Annotated in this window: 20 protein-coding genes; 11 read left to right on the top strand and 9 right to left on the bottom strand. The window is 69.1% G+C overall.

Annotated elements, in window-relative coordinates; all coding sequences use genetic code 11:
• Positions 1 to 21: 21 nt before the first annotated feature.
• From mmsA to AC0Z9V_RS10510, 5 genes are all read right to left on the bottom strand, one after another.
• On the bottom strand, positions 22 to 1,560 hold the full coding sequence (gene mmsA / locus AC0Z9V_RS10530; protein WP_133082726.1) for a multiple monosaccharide ABC transporter ATP-binding protein: 1,539 nt from the start codon (positions 1,558 to 1,560) through the stop codon (positions 22 to 24).
• 125 nt (positions 1,561 to 1,685) lie between these two features.
• Complete coding sequence (locus AC0Z9V_RS10525) at positions 1,686 to 2,909, bottom strand: ROK family transcriptional regulator (protein WP_485141456.1); 1,224 nt, start codon at positions 2,907 to 2,909, stop codon at positions 1,686 to 1,688.
• Positions 2,910 to 2,941: 32 nt separating this feature from the next.
• Positions 2,942 to 3,463, bottom strand: coding sequence for a gamma carbonic anhydrase family protein (locus AC0Z9V_RS10520; RefSeq protein ID WP_133082728.1), 522 nt, complete (start codon positions 3,461 to 3,463; stop codon positions 2,942 to 2,944).
• Positions 3,464 to 3,554: 91 nt separating this feature from the next.
• Positions 3,555 to 4,415 (bottom strand): formyltetrahydrofolate deformylase, encoded by an 861-nt coding sequence (gene purU, locus AC0Z9V_RS10515; RefSeq protein WP_485141455.1) that lies wholly within the window; start codon positions 4,413 to 4,415, stop codon positions 3,555 to 3,557.
• Positions 4,416 to 5,618: an FAD-dependent oxidoreductase gene (locus AC0Z9V_RS10510; protein ID WP_485141454.1), complete on the bottom strand. Its 1,203-nt coding sequence runs from the start codon at positions 5,616 to 5,618 to the stop codon at positions 4,416 to 4,418.
• A 432-nt stretch (positions 5,619 to 6,050) separates the two neighbouring features.
• Between AC0Z9V_RS10510 and glyA the strand changes: the two genes are divergently transcribed.
• From glyA to AC0Z9V_RS10480, 6 genes are read left to right on the top strand one after another with little or no spacing between them, the layout of a single operon-like run.
• Positions 6,051 to 7,358: a serine hydroxymethyltransferase gene (gene glyA / locus AC0Z9V_RS10505; protein ID WP_459288370.1), complete on the top strand. Its 1,308-nt coding sequence runs from the start codon at positions 6,051 to 6,053 to the stop codon at positions 7,356 to 7,358.
• Complete coding sequence (locus AC0Z9V_RS10500) at positions 7,352 to 7,534, top strand: hypothetical protein (protein WP_485141453.1); 183 nt, start codon at positions 7,352 to 7,354, stop codon at positions 7,532 to 7,534. The genes glyA and AC0Z9V_RS10500 overlap by 7 nt, the downstream gene beginning before the upstream one ends.
• A complete protein-coding gene (locus AC0Z9V_RS10495) occupies positions 7,512 to 8,402 on the top strand; it encodes a bifunctional methylenetetrahydrofolate dehydrogenase/methenyltetrahydrofolate cyclohydrolase (RefSeq protein ID WP_208740646.1) in 891 nt (296 codons plus the stop codon). Before AC0Z9V_RS10500 ends, AC0Z9V_RS10495 begins: the two co-directional genes overlap by 23 nt.
• Positions 8,403 to 8,461: 59 nt before the next feature.
• On the top strand, positions 8,462 to 9,403 hold the full coding sequence (locus AC0Z9V_RS10490) for an ABC transporter ATP-binding protein (RefSeq protein WP_208740647.1): 942 nt from the start codon (positions 8,462 to 8,464) through the stop codon (positions 9,401 to 9,403).
• A complete protein-coding gene (locus AC0Z9V_RS10485; RefSeq protein ID WP_485141452.1) occupies positions 9,396 to 10,268 on the top strand; it encodes an ABC transporter permease in 873 nt (290 codons plus the stop codon). Before AC0Z9V_RS10490 ends, AC0Z9V_RS10485 begins: the two co-directional genes overlap by 8 nt.
• Positions 10,265 to 11,098 (top strand): ABC transporter permease, encoded by an 834-nt coding sequence (locus AC0Z9V_RS10480; protein WP_208740648.1) that lies wholly within the window; start codon positions 10,265 to 10,267, stop codon positions 11,096 to 11,098. The genes AC0Z9V_RS10485 and AC0Z9V_RS10480 overlap by 4 nt, the downstream gene beginning before the upstream one ends.
• Before the next feature lie 3 nt (positions 11,099 to 11,101).
• Here AC0Z9V_RS10480 and AC0Z9V_RS10475 read toward each other — a convergent pair whose 3' ends face one another.
• A complete protein-coding gene (locus AC0Z9V_RS10475; protein ID WP_133082735.1) occupies positions 11,102 to 11,797 on the bottom strand; it encodes a sortase domain-containing protein in 696 nt (231 codons plus the stop codon).
• 15 nt (positions 11,798 to 11,812) lie between these two features.
• Positions 11,813 to 12,589, bottom strand: a complete 777-nt coding sequence (locus AC0Z9V_RS10470; RefSeq protein ID WP_485141451.1) for a hypothetical protein — start codon at positions 12,587 to 12,589, stop codon at positions 11,813 to 11,815.
• 171 nt (positions 12,590 to 12,760) lie between these two features.
• Between AC0Z9V_RS10470 and AC0Z9V_RS10465 the strand changes: the two genes are divergently transcribed.
• From AC0Z9V_RS10465 to AC0Z9V_RS10445, 5 genes are read left to right on the top strand one after another with little or no spacing between them, the layout of a single operon-like run.
• A complete protein-coding gene (locus tag AC0Z9V_RS10465) occupies positions 12,761 to 13,237 on the top strand; it encodes a hypothetical protein (RefSeq protein WP_485141450.1) in 477 nt (158 codons plus the stop codon).
• Positions 13,238 to 13,253: 16 nt separating this feature from the next.
• Positions 13,254 to 14,135: an exodeoxyribonuclease III gene (locus AC0Z9V_RS10460; RefSeq protein WP_485141449.1), complete on the top strand. Its 882-nt coding sequence runs from the start codon at positions 13,254 to 13,256 to the stop codon at positions 14,133 to 14,135.
• Positions 14,132 to 15,175: a tryptophan--tRNA ligase gene (gene trpS, locus AC0Z9V_RS10455; protein WP_133082739.1), complete on the top strand. Its 1,044-nt coding sequence runs from the start codon at positions 14,132 to 14,134 to the stop codon at positions 15,173 to 15,175. Before AC0Z9V_RS10460 ends, trpS begins: the two co-directional genes overlap by 4 nt.
• Positions 15,176 to 15,178: 3 nt before the next feature.
• Complete coding sequence (locus AC0Z9V_RS10450) at positions 15,179 to 15,778, top strand: 2'-5' RNA ligase family protein (RefSeq protein WP_133082740.1); 600 nt, start codon at positions 15,179 to 15,181, stop codon at positions 15,776 to 15,778.
• Positions 15,738 to 16,841 carry a YihY/virulence factor BrkB family protein gene (locus tag AC0Z9V_RS10445; RefSeq protein WP_485141448.1) on the top strand — a complete coding sequence of 368 codons (1,104 nt, stop codon included), beginning with the start codon at positions 15,738 to 15,740 and terminating at the stop codon, positions 16,839 to 16,841. Before AC0Z9V_RS10450 ends, AC0Z9V_RS10445 begins: the two co-directional genes overlap by 41 nt.
• Before the next feature lie 202 nt (positions 16,842 to 17,043).
• Here the strand turns inward: AC0Z9V_RS10445 and AC0Z9V_RS10440 are convergent, their stop codons facing one another.
• Both AC0Z9V_RS10440 and sdhA read right to left on the bottom strand, forming a co-directional pair.
• Positions 17,044 to 17,832, bottom strand: coding sequence for a succinate dehydrogenase iron-sulfur subunit (locus AC0Z9V_RS10440; RefSeq protein ID WP_133082742.1), 789 nt, complete (start codon positions 17,830 to 17,832; stop codon positions 17,044 to 17,046).
• Positions 17,832 to 19,610, bottom strand: coding sequence for a succinate dehydrogenase flavoprotein subunit (sdhA, locus tag AC0Z9V_RS10435; RefSeq protein ID WP_459267573.1), 1,779 nt, complete (start codon positions 19,608 to 19,610; stop codon positions 17,832 to 17,834). Before sdhA ends, AC0Z9V_RS10440 begins: the two co-directional genes overlap by 1 nt.
• Positions 19,611 to 19,672: the final 62 nt, after the last annotated feature.

Below are 19,672 nucleotides of genomic sequence, written 5' to 3'. Positions count from 1 at the left end.
GTCTTTCCTAGGGAGCTACGGTCAGGCAGATTTCCTGCTGGCGGTCATGAGTTTCATCAGGGATTCCTGGTTCGCGTCCTCACGGGTCACTTCTCCCGTGATCGCGCCTTCGAAGATGGTGTAGATGCGGTCCGAGAGGCCGAGCAGTTCGGGCAGCTCCGAGGAGATGACGATCACGCCCTTGCCCTGGTCCGCGAGTTTCTGGATGATGCCGTAGATCTCGTACTTCGCCCCGACGTCGATCCCGCGGGTGGGCTCGTCGAGGATGAGCAGCTCGGGGTCGGTGAACATCCACTTCGCGAGGACCACCTTCTGCTGGTTGCCGCCCGAGAGCTTGGCGACGCCCTCGTTGACGCTCGGCGTCTTGGTGCGCAGCGACTTCCTGTACTCCTCGGCGACGCGGAACTCCTCGTCCTTGTCGACGACGAGGCCGTTGGTGATCTTCTTCAGGTCGGCGGACACCGTGGTGGTCTTGATGTCGTCGAGCAGGTTCAGGCCGAGGGACTTGCGGTCCTCGGTCACGTAGGCGAGCCCGGCGTCGATCGCCTGGGGGACCGAGCGCAGCGTGACCTCCCTGCCGTTGATGAGGATCTGCCCGGACTTGAAGTTGCCGTAGGAGCGTCCGAAGACGGAGCGGGCGAGCTCCGTGCGTCCTGCACCCATCAGGCCGGCGAAGCCGACGATCTCGCCGCGGCGGACATGGAAGCTGGAGTTCTTGCACACCAGGCGGTCGGCCACCGAGGGGTGGCCGACGGTCCAGTTGCGGACCTCGAAGAAGGTCTCGCCGATCGTCGGGGTGTGGTCCGGGAAGCGGGATTCCAGGGACCGGCCCACCATGCCGCGGATGATGCGGTCCTCGTCGACGCCGTCGTCCTTGACGTGCAGCGTCTCGATCGACTTGCCGTCACGGATGATGGTGATCGAATCGGCGATCTGCTCGATCTCGTTGAGCTTGTGGGAGATCATGATGCACGAGATGCCCTTGGAGCGCAGGCCTGCCATGAGGTCGAGGAGGTGCTGCGAGTCGGACTCGTTCAGGGCCGCGGTGGGCTCGTCGAGGATGAGGAGCTTCACGGACTTGTTGAGGGCCTTGGCGATCTCGACCAGCTGCTGCTTGCCGACGCCGATGTCCTTGACCTTGGTGGTCGGGTCCTCGCTGAGGCCCACGCGGGCCATGAGCTCCAGCGTTGTCCGGTTGACATAGTCCCAGTCGATCACGCCGAAGCGGGTGGGCTCGTTGCCGAGGAAGATGTTCTCGGCGATGGAGAGCTCGGGGATCAGGGCCAGTTCCTGGTGGATGATGACGATGCCCGCGGCCTCGCTGGAGCGGATGTCCTTGAACTGGACCTCCTCGCCCTGGAAGACGATGTCGCCCGAGTAGTCGCCGTAGGGGTAGAGCCCCGAGAGGACCTTCATGAGCGTGGACTTGCCGGCACCGTTCTCGCCGCAGATGGCGTGGATCTCGCCTGCTCGGACCGCCAGCGACACGTCGGAGAGGGCTTTGACTCCCGGGAATTCCTTGGTGATGGAACGCATCTCAAGGATGGTGTGGTTCTTCATGGAGCCTCCCGCAGTGACGGCGTTGTCTTGGTGCAGGCCCAACCTCGGCCCGAAAGAATTGAACACGGTAGGAGGCGTTGTCGTCAACTGTTGAACGCAACCTCCGGTGAAAACAGAGGAAAACTTTAGGCAGAACTCGCCAGGGCGGGGGTGAACCCCGGTCGGGCGAGGACGACGGCTGCCGCGCCCAGGGCCTCGGCGCGATCACCGAGGGAGGACATGCAGACGTTCGTGGTCTCGCCGACGATCGGCACGGCATGGCGGGCCAGGCCACGGCGGACCGGCTCGAGCAGGATGTCCCCGAGACTGGTCAGCGGTCCGCCGATGACGATCGTCTCCGGGTTGATGAGGTTGGCAGTATGGGCCAGTGCCCGGCCGATGGCGACACCGGCGTCATCGATCACCCGCAGGGCCGCCGTGTCGCCGGCGAGTGCCCAGTCGATGATGCGCTGCGTGTCGACGGTCTCGTTGCTGCCCCGGCTGAGCAGTTCGATCATCGTCGAGGTGGAGGCGACGGTCTCGAGGCAGCCGCGGTTGCCGCAGCGGCAGATGACGCCGTGCTCGTTGATGGTGGTGTGGCCCAGTTCCCCCGTGACCCCGACGTTGCCGTAGTACAGGGATCCGTTGAGGACCAGACCGGAGCCGATGCCCGATCCGACCTTCATGAACATCAGGTTCTCGACGGCGCTGTGCGGACCCCAGGTGACCTGCGCGAGGGCACCGAGATTGGCGTCGTTGTCGATGAAGACGGGGACCTGCAGCCGTTCGCCGAAGGTCTCGTGGATGTTGATCCCCACCCACTCGGGCAGGATGGCGCCCTGCACCACCGTGCCCGTCCTGCGGTCGATGGGGCCCGGGATGCCGATGCCCGCGCCGAGGAGGGACCTGCGGCCGATCCCGCCGTTCTCCAGCAGGGTGTCGAGGAGGTCCGACGCCGCGGTCAGTCCGTCGACCGCGCTGTGGCCGAGGGGGAGGCTGACGGCCGCCTCCTGGACGACGCGGTAGTTCGGGCTGGCGAGCACGACGCGGAGGTGGCGCCGGCCGATGTCGATGCCCGCGGCCACCTGGCCGTTGTCGTTGAGGATCACCGACAGCGCCCGCCGGCCGGAACTGGTGGTCGGAGCCGTGCTGACGACGCCGGTCGCGGCCATCACCTTGACGATGTTGGAGACCGTCGCCGTGGACAGTCCGGTCTGCCGCGACAGCTCCGCCTGCGTCTGGGGCCCGCCGCTCATCAGGGCCGCGATGACCCGCTGCTGGTTCTGCTCGCGCAGGGCGGACTGCGAGCCCGGCTTCGGAAGCGGGGCGCTCAGGCTTGTCCTCGCCGTCGAGGGGGGATCTGCGGGCATGATCTCTAGGGTGCCGCAGGGCTCCCTTGTAGTCAAGAAGTTAACGCGGCACGATGTTCCTGCGCGAGGGACCGGTAGCGATCGGCGTTGGCCTTCACGGCGTCGACCTCGGCGTCGTCGAGCTGCCGGCGCACCTTGCCCGGGACGCCGGCCACGAGGGAGCGCGGGGGGACGACCGTCCCCTCGAGCACCACGGCGCCCGCGGCGACGAGGGAGCCGGAGCCGATCACGGCACCGTTCAGGACCGTGGCTCCCATGCCGATGAGGCAGTCGTCCTCGATGGTGCAGCCGTGCACGACGGCGGCGTGCCCCACGCTCACGCCGGCGCCGATGTGCGCGGGGTACCCGGGATCGGCGTGGACCACCACGTTGTCCTGCAGGTTCGTGCCCTCGCCGATCCGGATGGCCGCGGTGTCGGCCCGCACGACGGCGCCGTAGAACACGCTCGCGAAGGGCCCCAGCACCACCTCGCCGATGAGGGAGGCCGTCGGGGCGGTGAATGCCGAATCGCTGACGTCGGGGGTCTTGCCGCGGAAGGGGATCAGGTGTGCCATGGCGCCAGCCTAGGCGACGCCCTGCCGGGCGGGGAGTGATCGGTGCCGGTCGGCGAAGGGCGGCCGGTGAAGGCGGGTTCGCTCGGATCCGTCAGTTGAAGACGATGGTGCGGCGCCCGTCGAGGAGGACGCGGCGCTCGGCGTGCCACTGCACCGCCTGGACGAGGGCCCTGCCCTCGAGTTCGCGCCCGATCGACGTGAGCTGCTCTGCCGTCCGCGCGTGGTCCACGCGGATGACCTCCTGCTCGATGATCGGCCCCTCGTCGAGGGCGCCGGTGACGTAGTGGGCTGTGGCGCCGATCAGTTTCACTCCTCGGGCGTGGGCCTGGTGGTACGGCCGAGCCCCCTTGAAGGACGGCAGGAACGAGTGGTGGATGTTGATGGCGCGCCCGAGCAGGTCCTCGCAGAGCTCGTCACTGAGGATCTGCATGTAGCGGGCGAGCACCACGAGTTCGATGTCGTGCCGGTCCATCAGGGCTCGCAGTTCGGCCTCGGCCTCCGCCTTGGTCGCGGGAGTCACCGGGATGTGGTGGAATTCGACCCCGTAGAAGGCGGCGAGGTCCTCGAGGTCACGGTGGTTGGACACGATCACCGGGATGTCGATGGCCAGGGTCCCGGAGCGGTGCTGGAACAGGAGGTCGTTGAGGCAGTGTGCGGCCCTGGACACCATGATGAGCGTGCGCGTCCGCCGCTCGGACTGCGCGAGCGCCCACTCCATCCCGAACTCCGCGGCGACGGGTTCGAGGGCCGAGCGGAGCTCCTGTTCCGGGGCGTCCGTGGCGAGTGCCACCCGCATGAAGAAGGTGCCCGTGTCCGGGCTCCCGTACTGCTGGGACTCGGTGATGTTGGCGCCCACGCCGACCAGGGCGCCGGACACGCCGTGGACGATGCCGGGCCTGTCGGGGCACGAGAGCGTCAGCGAATAGGAACGGGAGGTGTCGGGGGAGGTCACCTACGCCAGATTACCGGCAGGCCCCTCGTGTGACGCGATGCTTCGGAGGGCGCCGACCGCGGCTGCCGCCGCGGTGCGGCCCGCACGGGAGGCGCCGAGGGTCGATGCCGATGCCCCGTAGCCGACGAGCAGGAGTCGCGGCTCCCGTCGGACGTGGACGCCGTCCATCCGGATGCCGCCGCCGGGCTCGCGGAGGCGCAGCGGGGCCAGGTGGTCCAGCGCGGCCCGGAATCCGGTGGCCCACAGGACGACGTCGATGGGCTCCTCCGATCCGTCGGTGAACACGGCGGAGTGGTCCAGGAGCCGGGCCAGTGGTCCCCGCGACACGAGGATGCCGGCGTCGATCCCGGCCTGGTACTGGGCGGTGAGGGACAACCCGGTCACGGACACCACGCTGGCCGGCGGGAGCCCGGCGCTCGTGCGGGCGTCGACCTCGGCCTCGACCTCCCTGCCCCACTCCGGATCGAACGGCCGGCGGGTGAAGGCCGGCGGGCGTCGGGTGGACCACAGGGGATGGGCACCGGCCTCGTGGAGCTGGAGCAGGAACTGCACGGCGGACGTCCCTCCGCCGACCACGAGGACGCGCCGGCCTTCGAACTCGGCGGCCGACCGGTAGTCGTGCGTGTGCAGCTGGCGGCCCGTGAAGAGGTCCCGGCCGGGGTAGTAGGGCCAGTACGGGCGGTCCCAGGTCCCCGTCGCGTTGATGACGACGTCCGCGATCCATGTACCACCCGTGGTCCCGACCCTCAGCGGGCCGGCGCCGTCGTCCGCGCCACCGTCGTCCGCGCCACCGCTGGACGCGCCACCGCTGGACGCGCCACCGCTGGACGCGTCGTCGGCCGACTCGACGCGGAGCACGGTGACCGGTCGGACGACCGGCACGTCGAACTCCCTCTCGAAGGCCCCGTAGTAGCGATGGACCACCTGCGAGGCGGGCTCCTGGGGGTCGGGCGTGCCGAGCGGGAAGCCGGGCAGGTCGTGGAGGGCGTGGGCGGCATCGAAGGTCAGGGCGGGCCAGCGATGCAGCCAGGCACCACCCGGCGCGGGATTCGCATCGAGGACCACGAAGTCCCGGTGCGGCTCGAGCCCCCGGCGCCTCAGGTGGTACGCGCTGCTCAGCCCCGCCTGGCCCGCACCGATCACGACGACGCGCACCCTGCGCGGTTCCCCGCCCGCCGATACCTGCTGAACCGACCCGAGCATGACCAAGACCTCCCCGGCGGCGCCCGTCCGTCGGGACACCGTTCCACTCATCCCGAACGGGCCGGCATGATCCCGTATTCCACGGGCTCCCGCCACGGGCCCGGGAGGGAGCCGCCCCTTCGGGCGGATGCCGAGGAGGCGGAGCACGCGGGCCGGGCGCCCCGCGCGGGAGTGCGCAGGGAGCGGTGGCGGGGCACGCCGTCGTACGGCTAGCATGGGACCGTCGCGACTGGCGTAGGGTGGGCAACCACCAGGAAGCGGCATGGAGCCGGATCGATCCCCCCGGGAGGACCCGTGCTTCCAGTGCAGACCACGGATCGCACGCCTGGGCCGCGGGTCACGTTTCTGAGCGGCCGGGGCGCGGATGATCGATCCGCCGCCTCACCCGCGACTCAAGCTGACCTCTTGCGAGACCCACAGAAGGATCAACCGATGACCACTTCGCCCACGGCTCCATCCCAGGCTGCCGCAGATTCCGTCACCAACGCGCCCCTGTCCGAGGTGGACCCGGAGATCGCCGCCGTCCTGCGGGACGAACTCGCACGTCAGCGGGACACCCTCGAGATGATCGCCTCGGAGAACTTCGCGCCGCGCGCCGTCCTCGAGGCGCAGGGGAGCGTGCTGACCAACAAGTACGCGGAGGGTTACCCCGGGCGGCGGTACTACGGCGGCTGCGAGCACGTCGACGTCGCGGAGAACCTCGCGATCGAACGCGTCAAGGCCCTGTTCGGTGCGGAATTCGCGAACGTGCAGCCGCACTCCGGCGCCCAGGCCAACGCCGCGGCCCTCGCCGCCATGATCAAGCCGGGCGAGAAGATCATGGGCCTGTCCCTCGCGCACGGCGGACACCTGACGCACGGCATGAAGCTCAACTTCTCCGGCAAGCTGTACGAGGTCGCGGCCTACGGCGTCGAGGAGGACACCCACCGCCTCGACATGGAGCGTGTGCGCGAGCAGGCGCTCGCCGAGAAGCCCCAGGTCATCATCGCCGGCTGGTCCGCCTACCCGCGCCAGCTCGACTTCGCGGCCTTCCGCTCCATCGCCGACGAGGTCGGCGCGCTCCTGTGGACCGACATGGCGCACTTCGCCGGCCTCGTGGCCGCGGGCGTCCACCCCAGCCCGGTGCCGCACTCCGACGTCGTCACGTCCACCGTGCACAAGACCCTCGCCGGCCCGCGCTCCGGCGTGATCCTGGCCAAGCAGGAATGGGCCAAGAAGCTCAACTCGAGCGTCTTCCCCGGCCAGCAGGGCGGCCCGCTCATGCATGTGATCGCGGGCAAGGCCACGGCCTTCAAGATCGCCGGCTCGCCCGAGTTCAGGGAGCGCCAGGAGCGCGTCCTCGAGGGTGCCCGGATCATCGCCGAGCGCCTCACCGGGGCCGACGTCGCCGAGCACGGCGTCTCGGTCCTCACCGGCGGGACCGACGTCCACCTCGTCCTCGTCGACCTCCGCAACTCCTCCCTCGACGGCCAGCAGGCGGAGGACGTCCTGCACTCCGTCGGCATCACGGTCAACCGCAACGCCGTGCCGTTCGATCCCCGCCCGCCGATGGTGACCTCCGGCCTGCGCATCGGCACCCCGGCGCTCGCGACCCGCGGTTTCGGCGCGGCCGAGTTCACCGAGGTCGGGGAGATCATCGCGGCCGCCCTGAAGCCGTCGCCCGACGTCGAGGCGCTGCGCGCCCGTGTCTCAGCACTCGCGGCGGACTTCCCGCTCTACCCGGGCCAGGAGGAGTGGTAGATCCGATCCTCCGCGCCGCCCTCTCCTCGAGGGCGGCGGCGTCACCGGACTTCGACATCCCCGCCGCGGAGTGCTGCTTCACCGGCTGCTGCGACCGCGGCAAGGCATTCCTGCTCGAACAGCTGGACGAGCGACCAGAGAAGGATCTCCCCCATGAACAACGCCCGCATCCTTGACGGCAAGGCGACAGCCGCACGTATCAAGGAGGAACTGACCGAGCGCGTGAGCGCGCTGCGCGAGCGCGGGGTGACTCCCGGCCTCGGTACCGTGCTCGTCGGCGACGATCCCGGAAGCTCCTCCTATGTGGCCGGCAAGCACCGCGACTGCGCCCAGGTCGGCATCACCTCGGTCCGTCGCGACCTGCCGGACACCATCACGCAGGAGGAGCTCGAAGCCGTCCTCGACGAGCTGAACGCCGACGACGCCACGACGGGCTACATCGTCCAGCTCCCCCTGCCCGCCCATATCGACACCAATGCCATCCTCGAGCGCATCGACCCGGCGAAGGACGCCGACGGCCTGCACCCGACCAACCTCGGCAGGCTCGTCCTCAACGTCAACGCGCCGATGGACTCCCCGTTGCCCTGCACCCCGCACGGCATCGTCGAGCTCCTGCTCCGCCACGACGTGGCGCTCACGGGGCTGAACGTCCTCGTCGTCGGACGCGGCGTGACGGTCGGCCGTCCACTGGGCCTGCTGCTGACGCGCAAGCAGGTCAACGCGACCGTGACCCTCGCGCACACCGGGACCGTCGACCTCGCCGACCACCTCGGACGGGCCGACGTCGTCGTCGCCGCGGCCGGCATCCCGCACATGATCCCGGCCGGGCAGCTCAAGCCCGGCGCCATCGTGCTCGACGTCGGCGTGAGCCGCGTCGAGGACCCGGACACCGGGAAGGCGACGCTGACCGGCGACGTCGACCCGGAGGCGGCGTCGGTGGCGAGCTGGCTCTCGCCGAACCCCGGGGGAGTGGGGCCGATGACCCGCGCGATGCTGCTCACGAACGTCGTCGAGGCCGCCGAGCGTCAGGCGGCCGGGGCCTAGGCCCGTGCGAGAACTCCCATTGGCTTCTGCCAATGGGAGTTCTCGCCTAGGCTGGGCAGGTGTCGACGACCCCCTCCGGACCACCGGTCATCTCCGCCCAGCAGCTCAGCAAGCACTACGGTGACTTCCGGGCGGTGGACGGCATCTCCTTCGACGTCCCCGCGGGCGAGTCGTTCGGCCTGCTGGGGCCGAACGGGGCCGGCAAGTCCACGACGATGCGGATGATCGGCGGTGTCTCGCAGCGGACCTCGGGCAGGCTCACCATCATGGGCCTCGACCCGGAGGAGCACGGTCCGGAGGTCCGCGCCCACCTCGGTGTGGTCCCGCAGCAGGACAACCTCGACGAGGAACTGCGGGTGCGCGACAACCTGCTCGTCTACGGCCGGTACTTCGGCCTGCCGATGAGCTACCTCAGGCCCAAGGCCGACGAACTGCTCGAGTTCGCGCAGCTCACGGACAAGGCCACGGCCAAGGTGGATGCGCTGTCGGGTGGCATGAAGCGGCGCCTGACCATCGCCCGCTCCCTGATCAACGAGCCGAAGATCCTGCTGCTCGACGAGCCCACCACCGGGCTGGACCCCCAGGCGCGCCACATCCTGTGGGACCGCCTGTTCCGGCTCAAGGAGTCGGGCGTGACACTGATCCTCACCACGCACTACATGGACGAGGCCGAGCAGCTCTGCGACCGCCTGGTCGTCGTCGACAAGGGCCGGATCATGGCCGAGGGGTCGCCGGCGCAGCTCATCCGCGACCATTCGACCCGGGAGGTCCTCGAACTGCGGTTCGGGTCCGAACGCAACACCACAGTGGCGGCGGAGCTGCAGGGTATCGGGGAACGCCTCGAGCCGCTGCCGGACCGGGTGCTCATCTACGCGGACGACGGCGAAGCGGCCCTGGAACAGGTGACCTCGCGCGGGCTCCGGCCGATCACGTCGCTCGTCCGGCGCTCGTCGCTCGAGGACGTCTTCCTGCGCCTGACCGGAAGGAGCCTCGTTGACTGACCCGACACCCGCCCGCGTGCAGGAAACGGCAGCACCGCCCTACCGACCCTCCGCCCACCCGCCAGCGGTGTCAGCGGCGCGCGCCCGGACGTTCGGCTCCTGGTACTACGCCGAACACGTGCTCCGGTCCATGAACAGCTACCGCTGGACGCTGCTCGCCTCGAGCGTGGGCACACCGGTCCTGTACCTGTTCGCCATGGGGGTGGGGCTCGCGACGCTCGTCGACCGCACCGCAGCGGGAGCGTTCGGCGGTGTCGGCTACCTCGCCTTCCTCGCCCCCGCCCTGCTGGCGTCGGCGACGATCATGACGGCGGCCACCGAGTTCACCTACCCGGTCATGGACGGATTCAAGTGGCGGCGCGTCTACTACGGCCCGCACGCATCGCCGCTCAGCACGGACCAGATCGTCAACGGGCACATCATCGCGATCGCGGCGCGCCTGACGGCGACGACGATCATCTACTTTCTCATCGTCGCGGCGTTCGGCGCCTCCCCGTCCGCCGCCGGCGCGGCAGCCATCCCGGTCGCCGTCCTCAGCGGCCTCGCGTTCGGCCTCCCGCTGATGGCCTATTCGGCCGGCGTCGAGGAGGACAAGGGCCAGTTCGCCCTCGTGATGCGCTTCGTCGTGACCCCGATGTTCCTCTTCAGCGGCACCTTCTTCCCGCTCGACACGCTGCCCGTGTTCCTGCGGTGGATCGGCTGGATCTCGCCGCTGTGGCACGGCACCGAACTCGGCCGGGCACTCACGTACGGGTACGACGTACCGGCGTGGCTCGCCATCGTGCACGTGCTGTTCCTGCTGGTCCTCGCCGAGATCGGCTGGCGCAGGGCCCGCACCGTGTACGCGAGGAGGCTCGGGAGATGAGCGCGCAGCTGACGGCCCGGGACTATGCCCTCAGTGGGTCGAAGCGGCCCCTGGCGGCGCTCTACTCGCGCAACGCGAAGGCGGTCATCGCGCGCGGCCTGCTGGCGACGCGCAGCAGCAACTGGCTGATCATGGTGTCCGGATTCTTCGAACCCGTGCTCTACCTCGTCTCGATGGGAGTGGGGCTCGGGGCACTCGTCGGCACCGTCGCCGGACCGAACGGCGAGCAGATCAGCTACGCGGCCTACATCGCGCCGGCGCTGCTGGCCGTCTCCGCGATGAACGGGGCCGTGTACGACAGCACGTGGAACGTGTTCTTCAAGATGAACTTCGCGAAGCTCTACCAGGGCATGCTCTACACCTCGTTGGGGCCGCTCGACGTCGCCATCGGTGAGATCTTCCTCGCCCTGCTCCGCGGAGCGATGTACGCCACAGGCTTCACCGCCGTGATGGCCGTGATGGGACTCGTCACCACACCCGTGGCCCTGCTCGTGATCCCCGCGTCTGTCGTGATCGCGTTCGGGTTCGCGTCCTTCGGCATGGGGATCACGAGCTACATGAAGACCTTCCAGCAGATGGAGTGGATCAACTTCGTGATGCTCCCGATGTTCCTGTTCTCGGCCACCTTCTATCCGCTGAGCGTCTACCCGCAGGGCCTCCAGTGGTTCATCCAGGCCCTGCCGCTCTGGCACGGGGTCGAGCTGCTGCGCCAGATCAGCATCGCCTCGTTCACCCCGGCCGCCGTGCTCCACCTCTGCTACTTCCTCGTCATGATCGTGGTCGGCATGCTGCTGACCACGCTGCGCCTGCGGAAGCTGTTCCTGAGGTAGCCCTCACACCACCAGCGTCGCGTAGACCACGTAGTTGTCGTCGAAGGCGCCCGTCTCCGGGTTGTAGCCGTCGCAGGTGATCAGGCGCAGCTCCGAGCCGGGAGTGTTCCCGTACACCGTCAGGGTGGGGAACTCGTCCTTCTGGTAGGCCTCGCCGCGCTGGAACTCGAAGACCGCCGTGGTGCCGTCCTCGCGGACGACGTTCATGCGGTCGCCGGAGGAGAGGGAGCGCAGGTCGGCGAAGACGCCCTTGCCGCCGTCGGTCGCATTGACGTGCCCGAGCATCACGGCGGGTCCGCGTTCGCCCGGGGTGGGGGACCGGTCGTACCAGCTCGCCGGGGCGCCGGGGCCGTCCGGCGGAACCTCCAGGCTCCGGTTCTCCCGCAGGCCGAGGGTGAGCAGATCGGTCCGCACGCCGATAGACGGGATCTCCAGCGTGACCGGCGCCGAGGCGGCGAGCACGGCAGGCTGTGCCGTCGGTGGGGCCGCAGGAGCGGCCGGCTCCGTGGCAGCAGCCGCCGAGGGCACGGCCGGACCGGGTGCAGCGGACGCAGGACCGGCGGAGCTGCTCGCAGGGGCCGACGGGGAGTCCGGGGTCGCTGCGGGCGCGTCCCCGGTTCCGCAGCCGGCAAGGAGGAAAAGGGCGGCCACCGCCGGGGCGGTGAAGCCCCAGCGGCGGCCGGTTACCTTACTGATCACGGGAAGCGATCAGGATCATGCGTTGGTCGCGCGGCGGCGGACGGCGTAGGTTCCGCCGGCGGCTGCGGCCAGGACCAGGCCACCGCCGAGGGCGATCATGCCCGCGGAGTTGGAGGAGGACTCGGTGGCGACACCGGTGTCGGCTCCGCCGGACGGCATGGCGCCCATCTGGGTCGCGGCGAGGGTGCCGCACAGTGCGGGCGAGGTCGCGCCGAGCGGGAGCTCGGGAGCGATCTCGGACGGGCTGCCGAAGACCTCCGGGGACACGCCGGCCGTGGCGGGATCGAGACCGTGCACGACGACGACGGCGGTGCCGGCTTCGAGCGATGCCTTGGTGGCGGCATCGAGGGTGATCTCGCGCTGGATCGAGTAGGTCCCGCCCTGGCCACCGAGCTGCAGGTTCAGGCCCTCGGCAGGGGTGGTGGCGCCGGAGGTGGTGAGCGTGGTCTGGATGTCTCCGTAGCCCGGGACACCCTCGGCGACGTTGATGATCCCGTCGCCATTGGCGTCGTCGGCGGGCGTGGGGCAGACGCCCTTGGCGCCACCGTGGATGTGCTGCACGTGGGGGTACGGGGCGTCCATGAAGGTCTGGGCGAGACCGGAGACCTGCAGGTTGACCATCGCCTTGTCACCGGTGACGTCGAGCGTGATCGTGCCGGAGCCCGTGGTGCCGTTCAGCTGGCCGAGGGTGGACGAGTAGGAGCCGTCGGCGGCCAGCGCGGGAGACCCGGCGAGGGCGACAGCGCTGATGGCGAGGGCCGGTACTGCGAGGAGACGCATCTTCTTGTTCATGGGTAAGTCCTCCGTAGTGCGAATGAAGCGCACCGTAGGGCGCGCACGACAGTACTTCGCGGTGACCCCGGTCACGGATGGGCGGAGATGGAAGAAACCTTGGGGAAGCCTGACAGTTCGCCCGCGGTGGAAGGAGCGGGAGGCGCCCGGACGATGCGAGAGAATGGTCGGATGCAGTCACTGGGAAGTAATGGCCGGCCCGCGGGCCGGGGTATGAGCATGCGCATGGGCAGCGCCGGGATGGCGATCATGCTCGTCGTGTTCCTGGTCGCCGTGGTCTTCGCCGCGAACCAGAACGACGTCGTCGGCTGGCTGGTGGTGATCATCTCCCTCGGCTGGCTCCTGGTCTTCAGCTTCGTCGTGTTCAGCCTCCGCTCGGCCGCGCGCAAGGCCGCGTCCCGCCTTCAGGGGCATGCGGGGTTCGGCGGGCAGGCCGCTCCGGTCGCCGTCGACAGGGCCCGGGACCTCAAGCTGGACCACAGCTTCAAGATCGTCCAGGTGCAGGTCGGAGTCGTGCGTGAATACCTCGGCCGGGACGAGGGAATGGTCGAGCGCGCACTCGAGACGATCGAGATCACCTCGCACAATGCCCGCTCCATGATGAAGGGGTCCACCGACGGCCCCGTGGAGGGCACCGTCGTCGACTGACGGGCCCCCGTCGGAGATGAATCGGAATATCGTGCGGGGTAAGGTTGATCGAGTGAGTCCGGCATCGAACCCTCCGCAGAATCCCCTCCGCATCGCCTCCGTCAATGTCAACGGAATACGTGCCGCCTACAAGCGGGGCATGCAGGAATGGCTGGACGGGCGGGACGTCGACATCCTCTGCCTGCAGGAGGTCCGGGCCCCCGATGCCGTGGTCCGCGACCTGCTCGGGGACGGGTGGCACATCCTCCACACCGAGGCCGACGCCAAGGGCCGTGCCGGGATCGCCGTCGCCTCCCGCCGGGCGCCCACGGCGACGCGCACCACCATCGGCGACAGCTACTTCGAGACCGCCGGCCGGTGGGTCGAGGCGGACTTCGAGGTCGACGGCGCGAGCCTGACGGTCGTGAGCGCCTACGTGCACTCCGGCGAGGTCGGCACGCAGAAGCAGGACGACAAGTACCGCTTCCTCGACGCGATGACCACACGGCTGCCCCAGCTCAGGGACGGCGCCGACCATGCCGTGGTGATGGGCGACCTCAACGTCGGCCACACGGAGCTCGACATCCGGAACTGGAAGGGCAACGTCAGGAAGGCCGGTTTCCTGCCCGAGGAACGCGCCTACTTCGACCGCTTCTTCTCGGACGAGTGCGGTTTCGTCGACGTCGCACGGCTCCTGGCGGGCGAGGTCGAGGGTCCGTACACCTGGTGGTCATGGCGGGGCAAGGCGTTCGACAACGACACCGGCTGGCGCATCGACTACCAGCTGGCCACGCAGGCCCTGGCGAAGAGCGCACTGAGCGCCGACGTCGACAGGGCGCCGAGCTGGGACACGAGGTTCTCCGACCACGCCCCTCTCGTCGTCGACTACCAGATCCAGAGTGCAGGACAGCTTCCATGACGACACCCGCCCCCGCCCCGGCCCCGAACCGGCGGCAGCGCATCCTCTCCGGCATGCAGCCGTCCGCCGGCTCGCTGCACCTCGGCAACTACCTCGGTGCGCTCGTGCACTGGGTACGCCTGCAGGAGACCTACGACGCCGTCTTCTTCATCCCCGACCTCCATGCGATCACGGTGCCGCAGGACCCGCAGGAACTGGCGCACCGTACGCGCCTCACGGCCGCCCAGTACATCGCCGGAGGTGTGGACCCGGACCGGGCCACCCTCTTCGTCCAGTCCCACGTGCCGGAGCACGCCCAGCTGGCCTGGGTGCTCAACTGCTTCACCGGCTTCGGCGAGGCGTCGCGCATGACCCAGTTCAAGGACAAGGCGTCCAAGCAGGGCACGGATGCCGCCAGCGTGGGCCTCTTCACCTACCCCGTCCTGCAGGCCGCGGACATCCTCCTGTACCAGCCCGACGGCGTTCCGGTCGGCGAGGACCAGCGGCAGCACGTCGAACTGAGCAGGGACCTGGCGCAGCGCTTCAACTCCCGCTTCGGGGACACCTTCGTGGTTCCGAAGCCCTTCATCCAGAAGGAGTCGGCGAAGATCTACGACCTGCAGAACCCGACGGCGAAGATGTCGAAGTCCGCGTCCTCGGTCGCCGGGCTGATCAACCTGCTGGACGATCCCAAGGTCACGGCCAAGCGCATCAGGTCGGCGGTGACCGACGCCGGAACGGAGATCCGCTTCGACACCGCGGAGAAGCCGGGCATCTCGAACCTGCTGTCCATCTACTCGGCGCTGTCCGGCAAGGGCATCGCCGAGCTGGAGGCGGAGTACGAGGGACGGATGTACGGGCACCTGAAGGTGGATCTCGCCGACGTCGTCGTCCAGGCGCTCGCGCCCGTGCGGACCCGGGCGGAGGAACTGCTGTCCGACCCCGCGGAACTCGACCGCCTGCTCGCGCAGGGTGCGGCGAAGGCCCGGGACCTCGCGGCCCCCACGCTCGCCGACGTCTACGCCCGCGTGGGCTTCCTCCCCGCCGCGGGAGTCCTCTGATCCATGTGCGCCTCGACCGGTCAGCCCAGCGGAGCGGTGACGACCATGGCCGGATCCGGCGTGGACGGTAGCTGCGTCGGGATCACCATCCCGATCCCCGAGCCCCTCGCCGGTGCCCTGGAATCGTGGCGGGCGTCGTTCGGGGACCCCATGGCGGCCGTCGTGCCCCCGCACATCACCCTCATCACGACGACGCCGGCGTCCGACTGGGACGCGACGATCGACCACGTGCGGGCGGTCGCCCGCGCGCAGCGGCCCTTCGAGGTGCGCCTGCGCAGCACCGGTTCCTTCCGGCCGGTCTCGCCCGTGGTGTTCCTGAAGCTCGTCGAGGGCTTCGACGAGTGCGTGGAGCTGCACGCGCGGCTCCAGACCGGACCGCTGGAACGGGACCTGGACTTCCCCTTCCATCCGCACGTCACGGTGGCGCATGATGTGTCCGAGGCCGGCATGGACGCAGCGGTCGAGGAGCTCCACGCCTTCGAGGCATCCTTCGAGGTGCGATCCATGGGACTCTACGAGCACGTGCCGTCGGGCCTGTGGAAGCTGAGGGAGGAGCTGCATTTTGGCGAAGTCGCTGACGGCTCCGAAGCCGCCGCAGGTTGACCAGCCCTCGCCCGCCAGCCTGCCGGACCTCCGCCGCAAGGTCCTCGACGCGCAGGTCCGCCTGGGCCGGCTGACCCGGTCCGGAAGCGGGGGCTCCGAGCTCCTGCTGGCACGGCTCGACCTCGCGATCTGCCGGTTCTACACCCTGCGACCCGTGCGCGTCGTGCTGCTGTACAACGAGCGCCGGGGCCCGCTGATGGCGGCCGGATTGGCGTACCGGTTGTTCTTCGCGATCGCGGCACTCCTGGTCGTGGGGTTCGCCGCGCTCGGCCTCGTCGTCGCGGGGGATGCGGACCTCCGGGATCTCTCCGTCGACGCCCTCGACCGGGCGGTGCCGGGACTGATCGACAGGGGCGAGGAGGGGCGGGGACTCGTGACCCCTGCCCGTCTCTTCGACGCGACCAGTGGCCTGGGCTGGACGATCGTCGTCTCGTCGGCCGTGATGCTCGTGACGGCGCTCGGCTGGATCGGGGGGATGCGCCAGGCGATGCGCGGGATCTTCGCCCTCCAGCCCGTCGCGGCACCCCCGATCGTGCTCTGGCTGAAGGATCTGGGCACGCTCGCGGTGCTCGGTGTCATCATGCTCGTGACGACGGGACTGGGTATCGTCGCCACCAACTCGCTGGGCGCACTCCTGGCGATCCTCCACCTGGCAGCAGTGAGCCAGGTGCTGACGCAGGCGGCAGGATTCGCCGTGATGATCCTGCTGGACATCCTCGTGGCCGTGGTGCTGTTCCACTCGGCGTCGGCGATCCAGATGCCGCGCCGGATCCTGCTCCAGGGGTCGGTCATCGCCGGGCTCGGGACGACACTGCTGCGGACCTTCTCGACGCAGATCCTGGGCACCTTCGGCAACAACCCGCTGCTGCTGTCCTTCGCCGTGATCCTGGCGCTGTTCATCTGGTTCTTCCTCCTCAGCCAGGTCTACCTGCTGGCGACGGCCTGGTGCGCGGTGGGGTCGGCCGACGCCCTGACCCGGGCGGAGCGCGAACACCACGCGAAGGGCGGCACGCTGCGGCAGCGGAGCCGCCGGAAGCCGGGGACCGGGAATCCTCCCACCTGACCCGCCCTGACCCGCCCGGACCCGCCGTGACCCGCCCGGACCCGCCGTGACCTGAGCTGACCCGCCGTGACCTGAGCTGACCCGATCCGCCCGTCCTGCTCGCAGCGACGAGGTGCCCGGGAGACCTCGGGAACGACGAAGGGCGGCCCGCCGATGCGGGCCGCCCTTCTCGGCAGCTGGACTGCGTGATCGCCGGTGGCGGTCAGACCTTGCGGGTCAGGATCGCCTGCTTGACCTCGGAGATCGCCTTCGTGACCTGGATACCGCGGGGGCATGCCTCCGAGCAGTTGAAGGTGGTGCGGCAACGCCACACGCCTTCCTTGTCGTTCAGGATCTCGAGGCGCATGTCCCCGGCGTCGTCGCGCGAGTCGAAGATGAAACGGTGCGCGTTCACGATCGCCGCGGGGCCGAAGTACTGGCCGTCGGTCCAGAAGACGGGGCAGGACGACGTGCACGCAGCGCACAGGATGCACTTGGTGGTGTCGTCGTAGCGGTCGCGCTCCTCGGCGGACTGCAGGCGCTCCTTCGCGGGCTCGTGGCCCTTGCTGATCAGGAACGGCATGATCTCGCGGTAGGACTGGAAGAACGGCTCCATGTCGACGATGAGGTCCTTCTCCACGGGAAGGCCCTTGATGGGCTCCACGAGGATGGGCTTCGACGTGTCGAGGTCCTTCAGCAGGGTCTTGCAGGCGAGGCGGTTACGTCCGTTGATGCGCATGGCGTCGGAGCCGCAGACACCGTGCGCACACGAGCGGCGGAAGGAGACGGAGCCGTCATGCTCCCACTTCACCTTGTGCAGCGCGTCCAGCACGCGGTCCGTGCCGTACATGGTCAGCTTCCACTCGTCCCAGTGGGCGTCGTCGGAGACCTCGGGATTGTAGCGGCGGACCTTCAGGGTGATGTCGAACGTGGGGATCTCTCCACCGCCGCCGACGCCGGGCGCGAGCTCGACCTTGGAGGCCGGCTCCTTTTCCATCGTTTCGGTGCTCATCAGTACTTACGCTCCATGGGCTGGTATCGGGTGAAGATAACCGGTTTGGTCTCAAGGCGGACGCCACTCGTCTCGGTGGCGCTGGGATCCTTGTAGGCCATGGAATGGGTCATGAAATTCTCGTCGTCACGCTCCGGGTAGTCCTCGCGGAAGTGGCCACCACGGGACTCCTTGCGGTGCAGGGCCGCCGCCGTCATGACCTTCGCCATGTCGAGGAGGAACCCGAGCTCGACGGCTTCGAGGAGATCGAGGTTGAACCGCTTGCCCTTGTCCTGCACGGTGATCCGCGTGTACCGCTCCTCCAGCGTATCGATCACGCGGAGGGCCTCGATCAGGGTCTGCTCGGTGCGGAACACCTGGACATTCGCGTCCATGATGTCCTGCAGCTCCTTGCGGATCTGCGCCACACGCTCTCCGCCCTCCGAGCTGCGTGCCCGGTTGAGGAGCTCCTCGGTCTCGACCGTGGGGTTCTCGGGGATCTCGACGAAGTCGGCCGTCAGGGCGTACTCGGCCGCGGCCAGCCCTGCGCGCTTCCCGAAGACGTTGATGTCCAGGAGCGAATTGGTGCCGAGGCGGTTCGATCCGTGCACCGAGACGCAGGCGACCTCGCCGGCGGCGTAGAGGCCCGGGACCACGGTGTCGTTGTCCGCCAGGACCTCGGCCTTGATGTTCGTCGGGATGCCGCCCATGGCGTAGTGCGCCGTCGGGAAGACCGGAACCGGCTCCGTGTAGGGCTCCACGCCGAGGTAGGTGCGGGCGAACTCGGTGATGTCCGGGAGCTTCGCGTCGATGTGCGCGGGCTCGAGGTGCGTCAGGTCGAGGAGGACGTAGTCCTTGTTCGGTCCGGCACCGCGGCCCTCGCGGACCTCGTTCGCCATGGACCGCGCGACGATGTCACGCGGGGCGAGGTCCTTGATGGTGGGGGCGTAGCGCTCCATGAAGCGCTCACCCTCCGAGTTGCGGAGGATGGCGCCCTCACCGCGGGCGGCCTCGGAGAGCAGGATGCCCAGTCCGGCGAGGCCGGTCGGGTGGAACTGGAAGAACTCCATGTCCTCGAGGGGGATCCCGCGGCGGAAGGCGATGCCCATGCCGTCACCGGTCAGGGTGTGGGCGTTCGACGTCGTCTTGTAGACCTTGCCGACACCGCCCGAGGCGAAGACGACGGACTTGGCCTGGAAGATGTGCAGTTCACCCGAGGCCAGGTCGTAGGAGACGACGCCGGCGACGCGCTTCTGGATGCGCGTCACGCCGTCGACCGTGACCTCCTCGTCCACCATGAGCAGGTCGAGGACGTAGTACTCGTTGTAGAACTCGACGTTGTGCTTGACGCAGTTCTGGTAGAGCGTCTGCAGGATCATGTGTCCCGTACGGTCCGCCGCGTAGCAGGACCGGCGGACGGGGGCCTTGCCGTGGTCGCGGGTGTGGCCGCCGAAGCGCCGCTGGTCGATGCGTCCCTCGGGGGTGCGGTTGAACGGGAGGCCCATCTTCTCGAGGTCGAGGACCGCCTCGATGGCTTCCTTGGCCATGACCTCGGCCGCGTCCTGGTCGACGAGGTAGTCGCCGCCCTTGACGGTGTCGAAGGTGTGCCACTCCCAGTTGTCCTCCTCGACGTTGGCGAGTGCAGCGCACATGCCGCCCTGCGCCGCACCCGTGTGGGACCGGGTGGGGTAGAGCTTCGTCAGGACGGCGGTGCGGGCGCGCTGCCCTGATTCGATGGCTGCGCGCATCCCCGCGCCACCGGCGCCGACGATGACGACGTCGTACTTGTGGACCTGCATGCTGGTCGCTCTTTCTGTTGAAACCGGTGTGTGTGCACGGGGGCGCCCCAAAAGGCCCGCCG

The sequence above is a fragment of the Arthrobacter sp. UYP4 genome, assembly GCF_057291175.1.
The sequence above is the reverse complement of the archived record's forward strand: the minus strand, read 5'-3'. Positions and strand labels throughout refer to the sequence as shown.

Bases quoted from the DNA above. Each gene is read 5' to 3' on its own strand.
- AC0Z9V_RS10450 (WP_133082740.1), top strand. From the start codon at position 15,179: ATGTGCGCCTCGACCGGTCAGCCCAGCGGAGCGGTGACGACCATGGCC.
- AC0Z9V_RS10510 (WP_485141454.1), bottom strand. From the start codon at position 5,618: ATGCTCGGGTCGGTTCAGCAGGTATCGGCGGGCGGGGAACCGCGCAGG.
- AC0Z9V_RS10460 (WP_485141449.1), top strand. From the start codon at position 13,254: ATGAATCGGAATATCGTGCGGGGTAAGGTTGATCGAGTGAGTCCGGCA.
- AC0Z9V_RS10480 (WP_208740648.1), top strand. From the start codon at position 10,265: ATGAGCGCGCAGCTGACGGCCCGGGACTATGCCCTCAGTGGGTCGAAG.
- AC0Z9V_RS10465 (WP_485141450.1), top strand. From the start codon at position 12,761: ATGCAGTCACTGGGAAGTAATGGCCGGCCCGCGGGCCGGGGTATGAGC.
- glyA (WP_459288370.1), top strand. From the start codon at position 6,051: ATGACCACTTCGCCCACGGCTCCATCCCAGGCTGCCGCAGATTCCGTC.
- AC0Z9V_RS10520 (WP_133082728.1), bottom strand. From the start codon at position 3,463: ATGGCACACCTGATCCCCTTCCGCGGCAAGACCCCCGACGTCAGCGAT.
- AC0Z9V_RS10440 (WP_133082742.1), bottom strand. From the start codon at position 17,832: ATGAGCACCGAAACGATGGAAAAGGAGCCGGCCTCCAAGGTCGAGCTC.
- sdhA (WP_459267573.1), bottom strand. From the start codon at position 19,610: ATGCAGGTCCACAAGTACGACGTCGTCATCGTCGGCGCCGGTGGCGCG.
- trpS (WP_133082739.1), top strand. From the start codon at position 14,132: ATGACGACACCCGCCCCCGCCCCGGCCCCGAACCGGCGGCAGCGCATC.
- AC0Z9V_RS10525 (WP_485141456.1), bottom strand. From the start codon at position 2,909: ATGCCCGCAGATCCCCCCTCGACGGCGAGGACAAGCCTGAGCGCCCCG.
- AC0Z9V_RS10470 (WP_485141451.1), bottom strand. From the start codon at position 12,589: ATGAACAAGAAGATGCGTCTCCTCGCAGTACCGGCCCTCGCCATCAGC.
- mmsA (WP_133082726.1), bottom strand. From the start codon at position 1,560: ATGAAGAACCACACCATCCTTGAGATGCGTTCCATCACCAAGGAATTC.
- AC0Z9V_RS10495 (WP_208740646.1), top strand. From the start codon at position 7,512: ATGAACAACGCCCGCATCCTTGACGGCAAGGCGACAGCCGCACGTATC.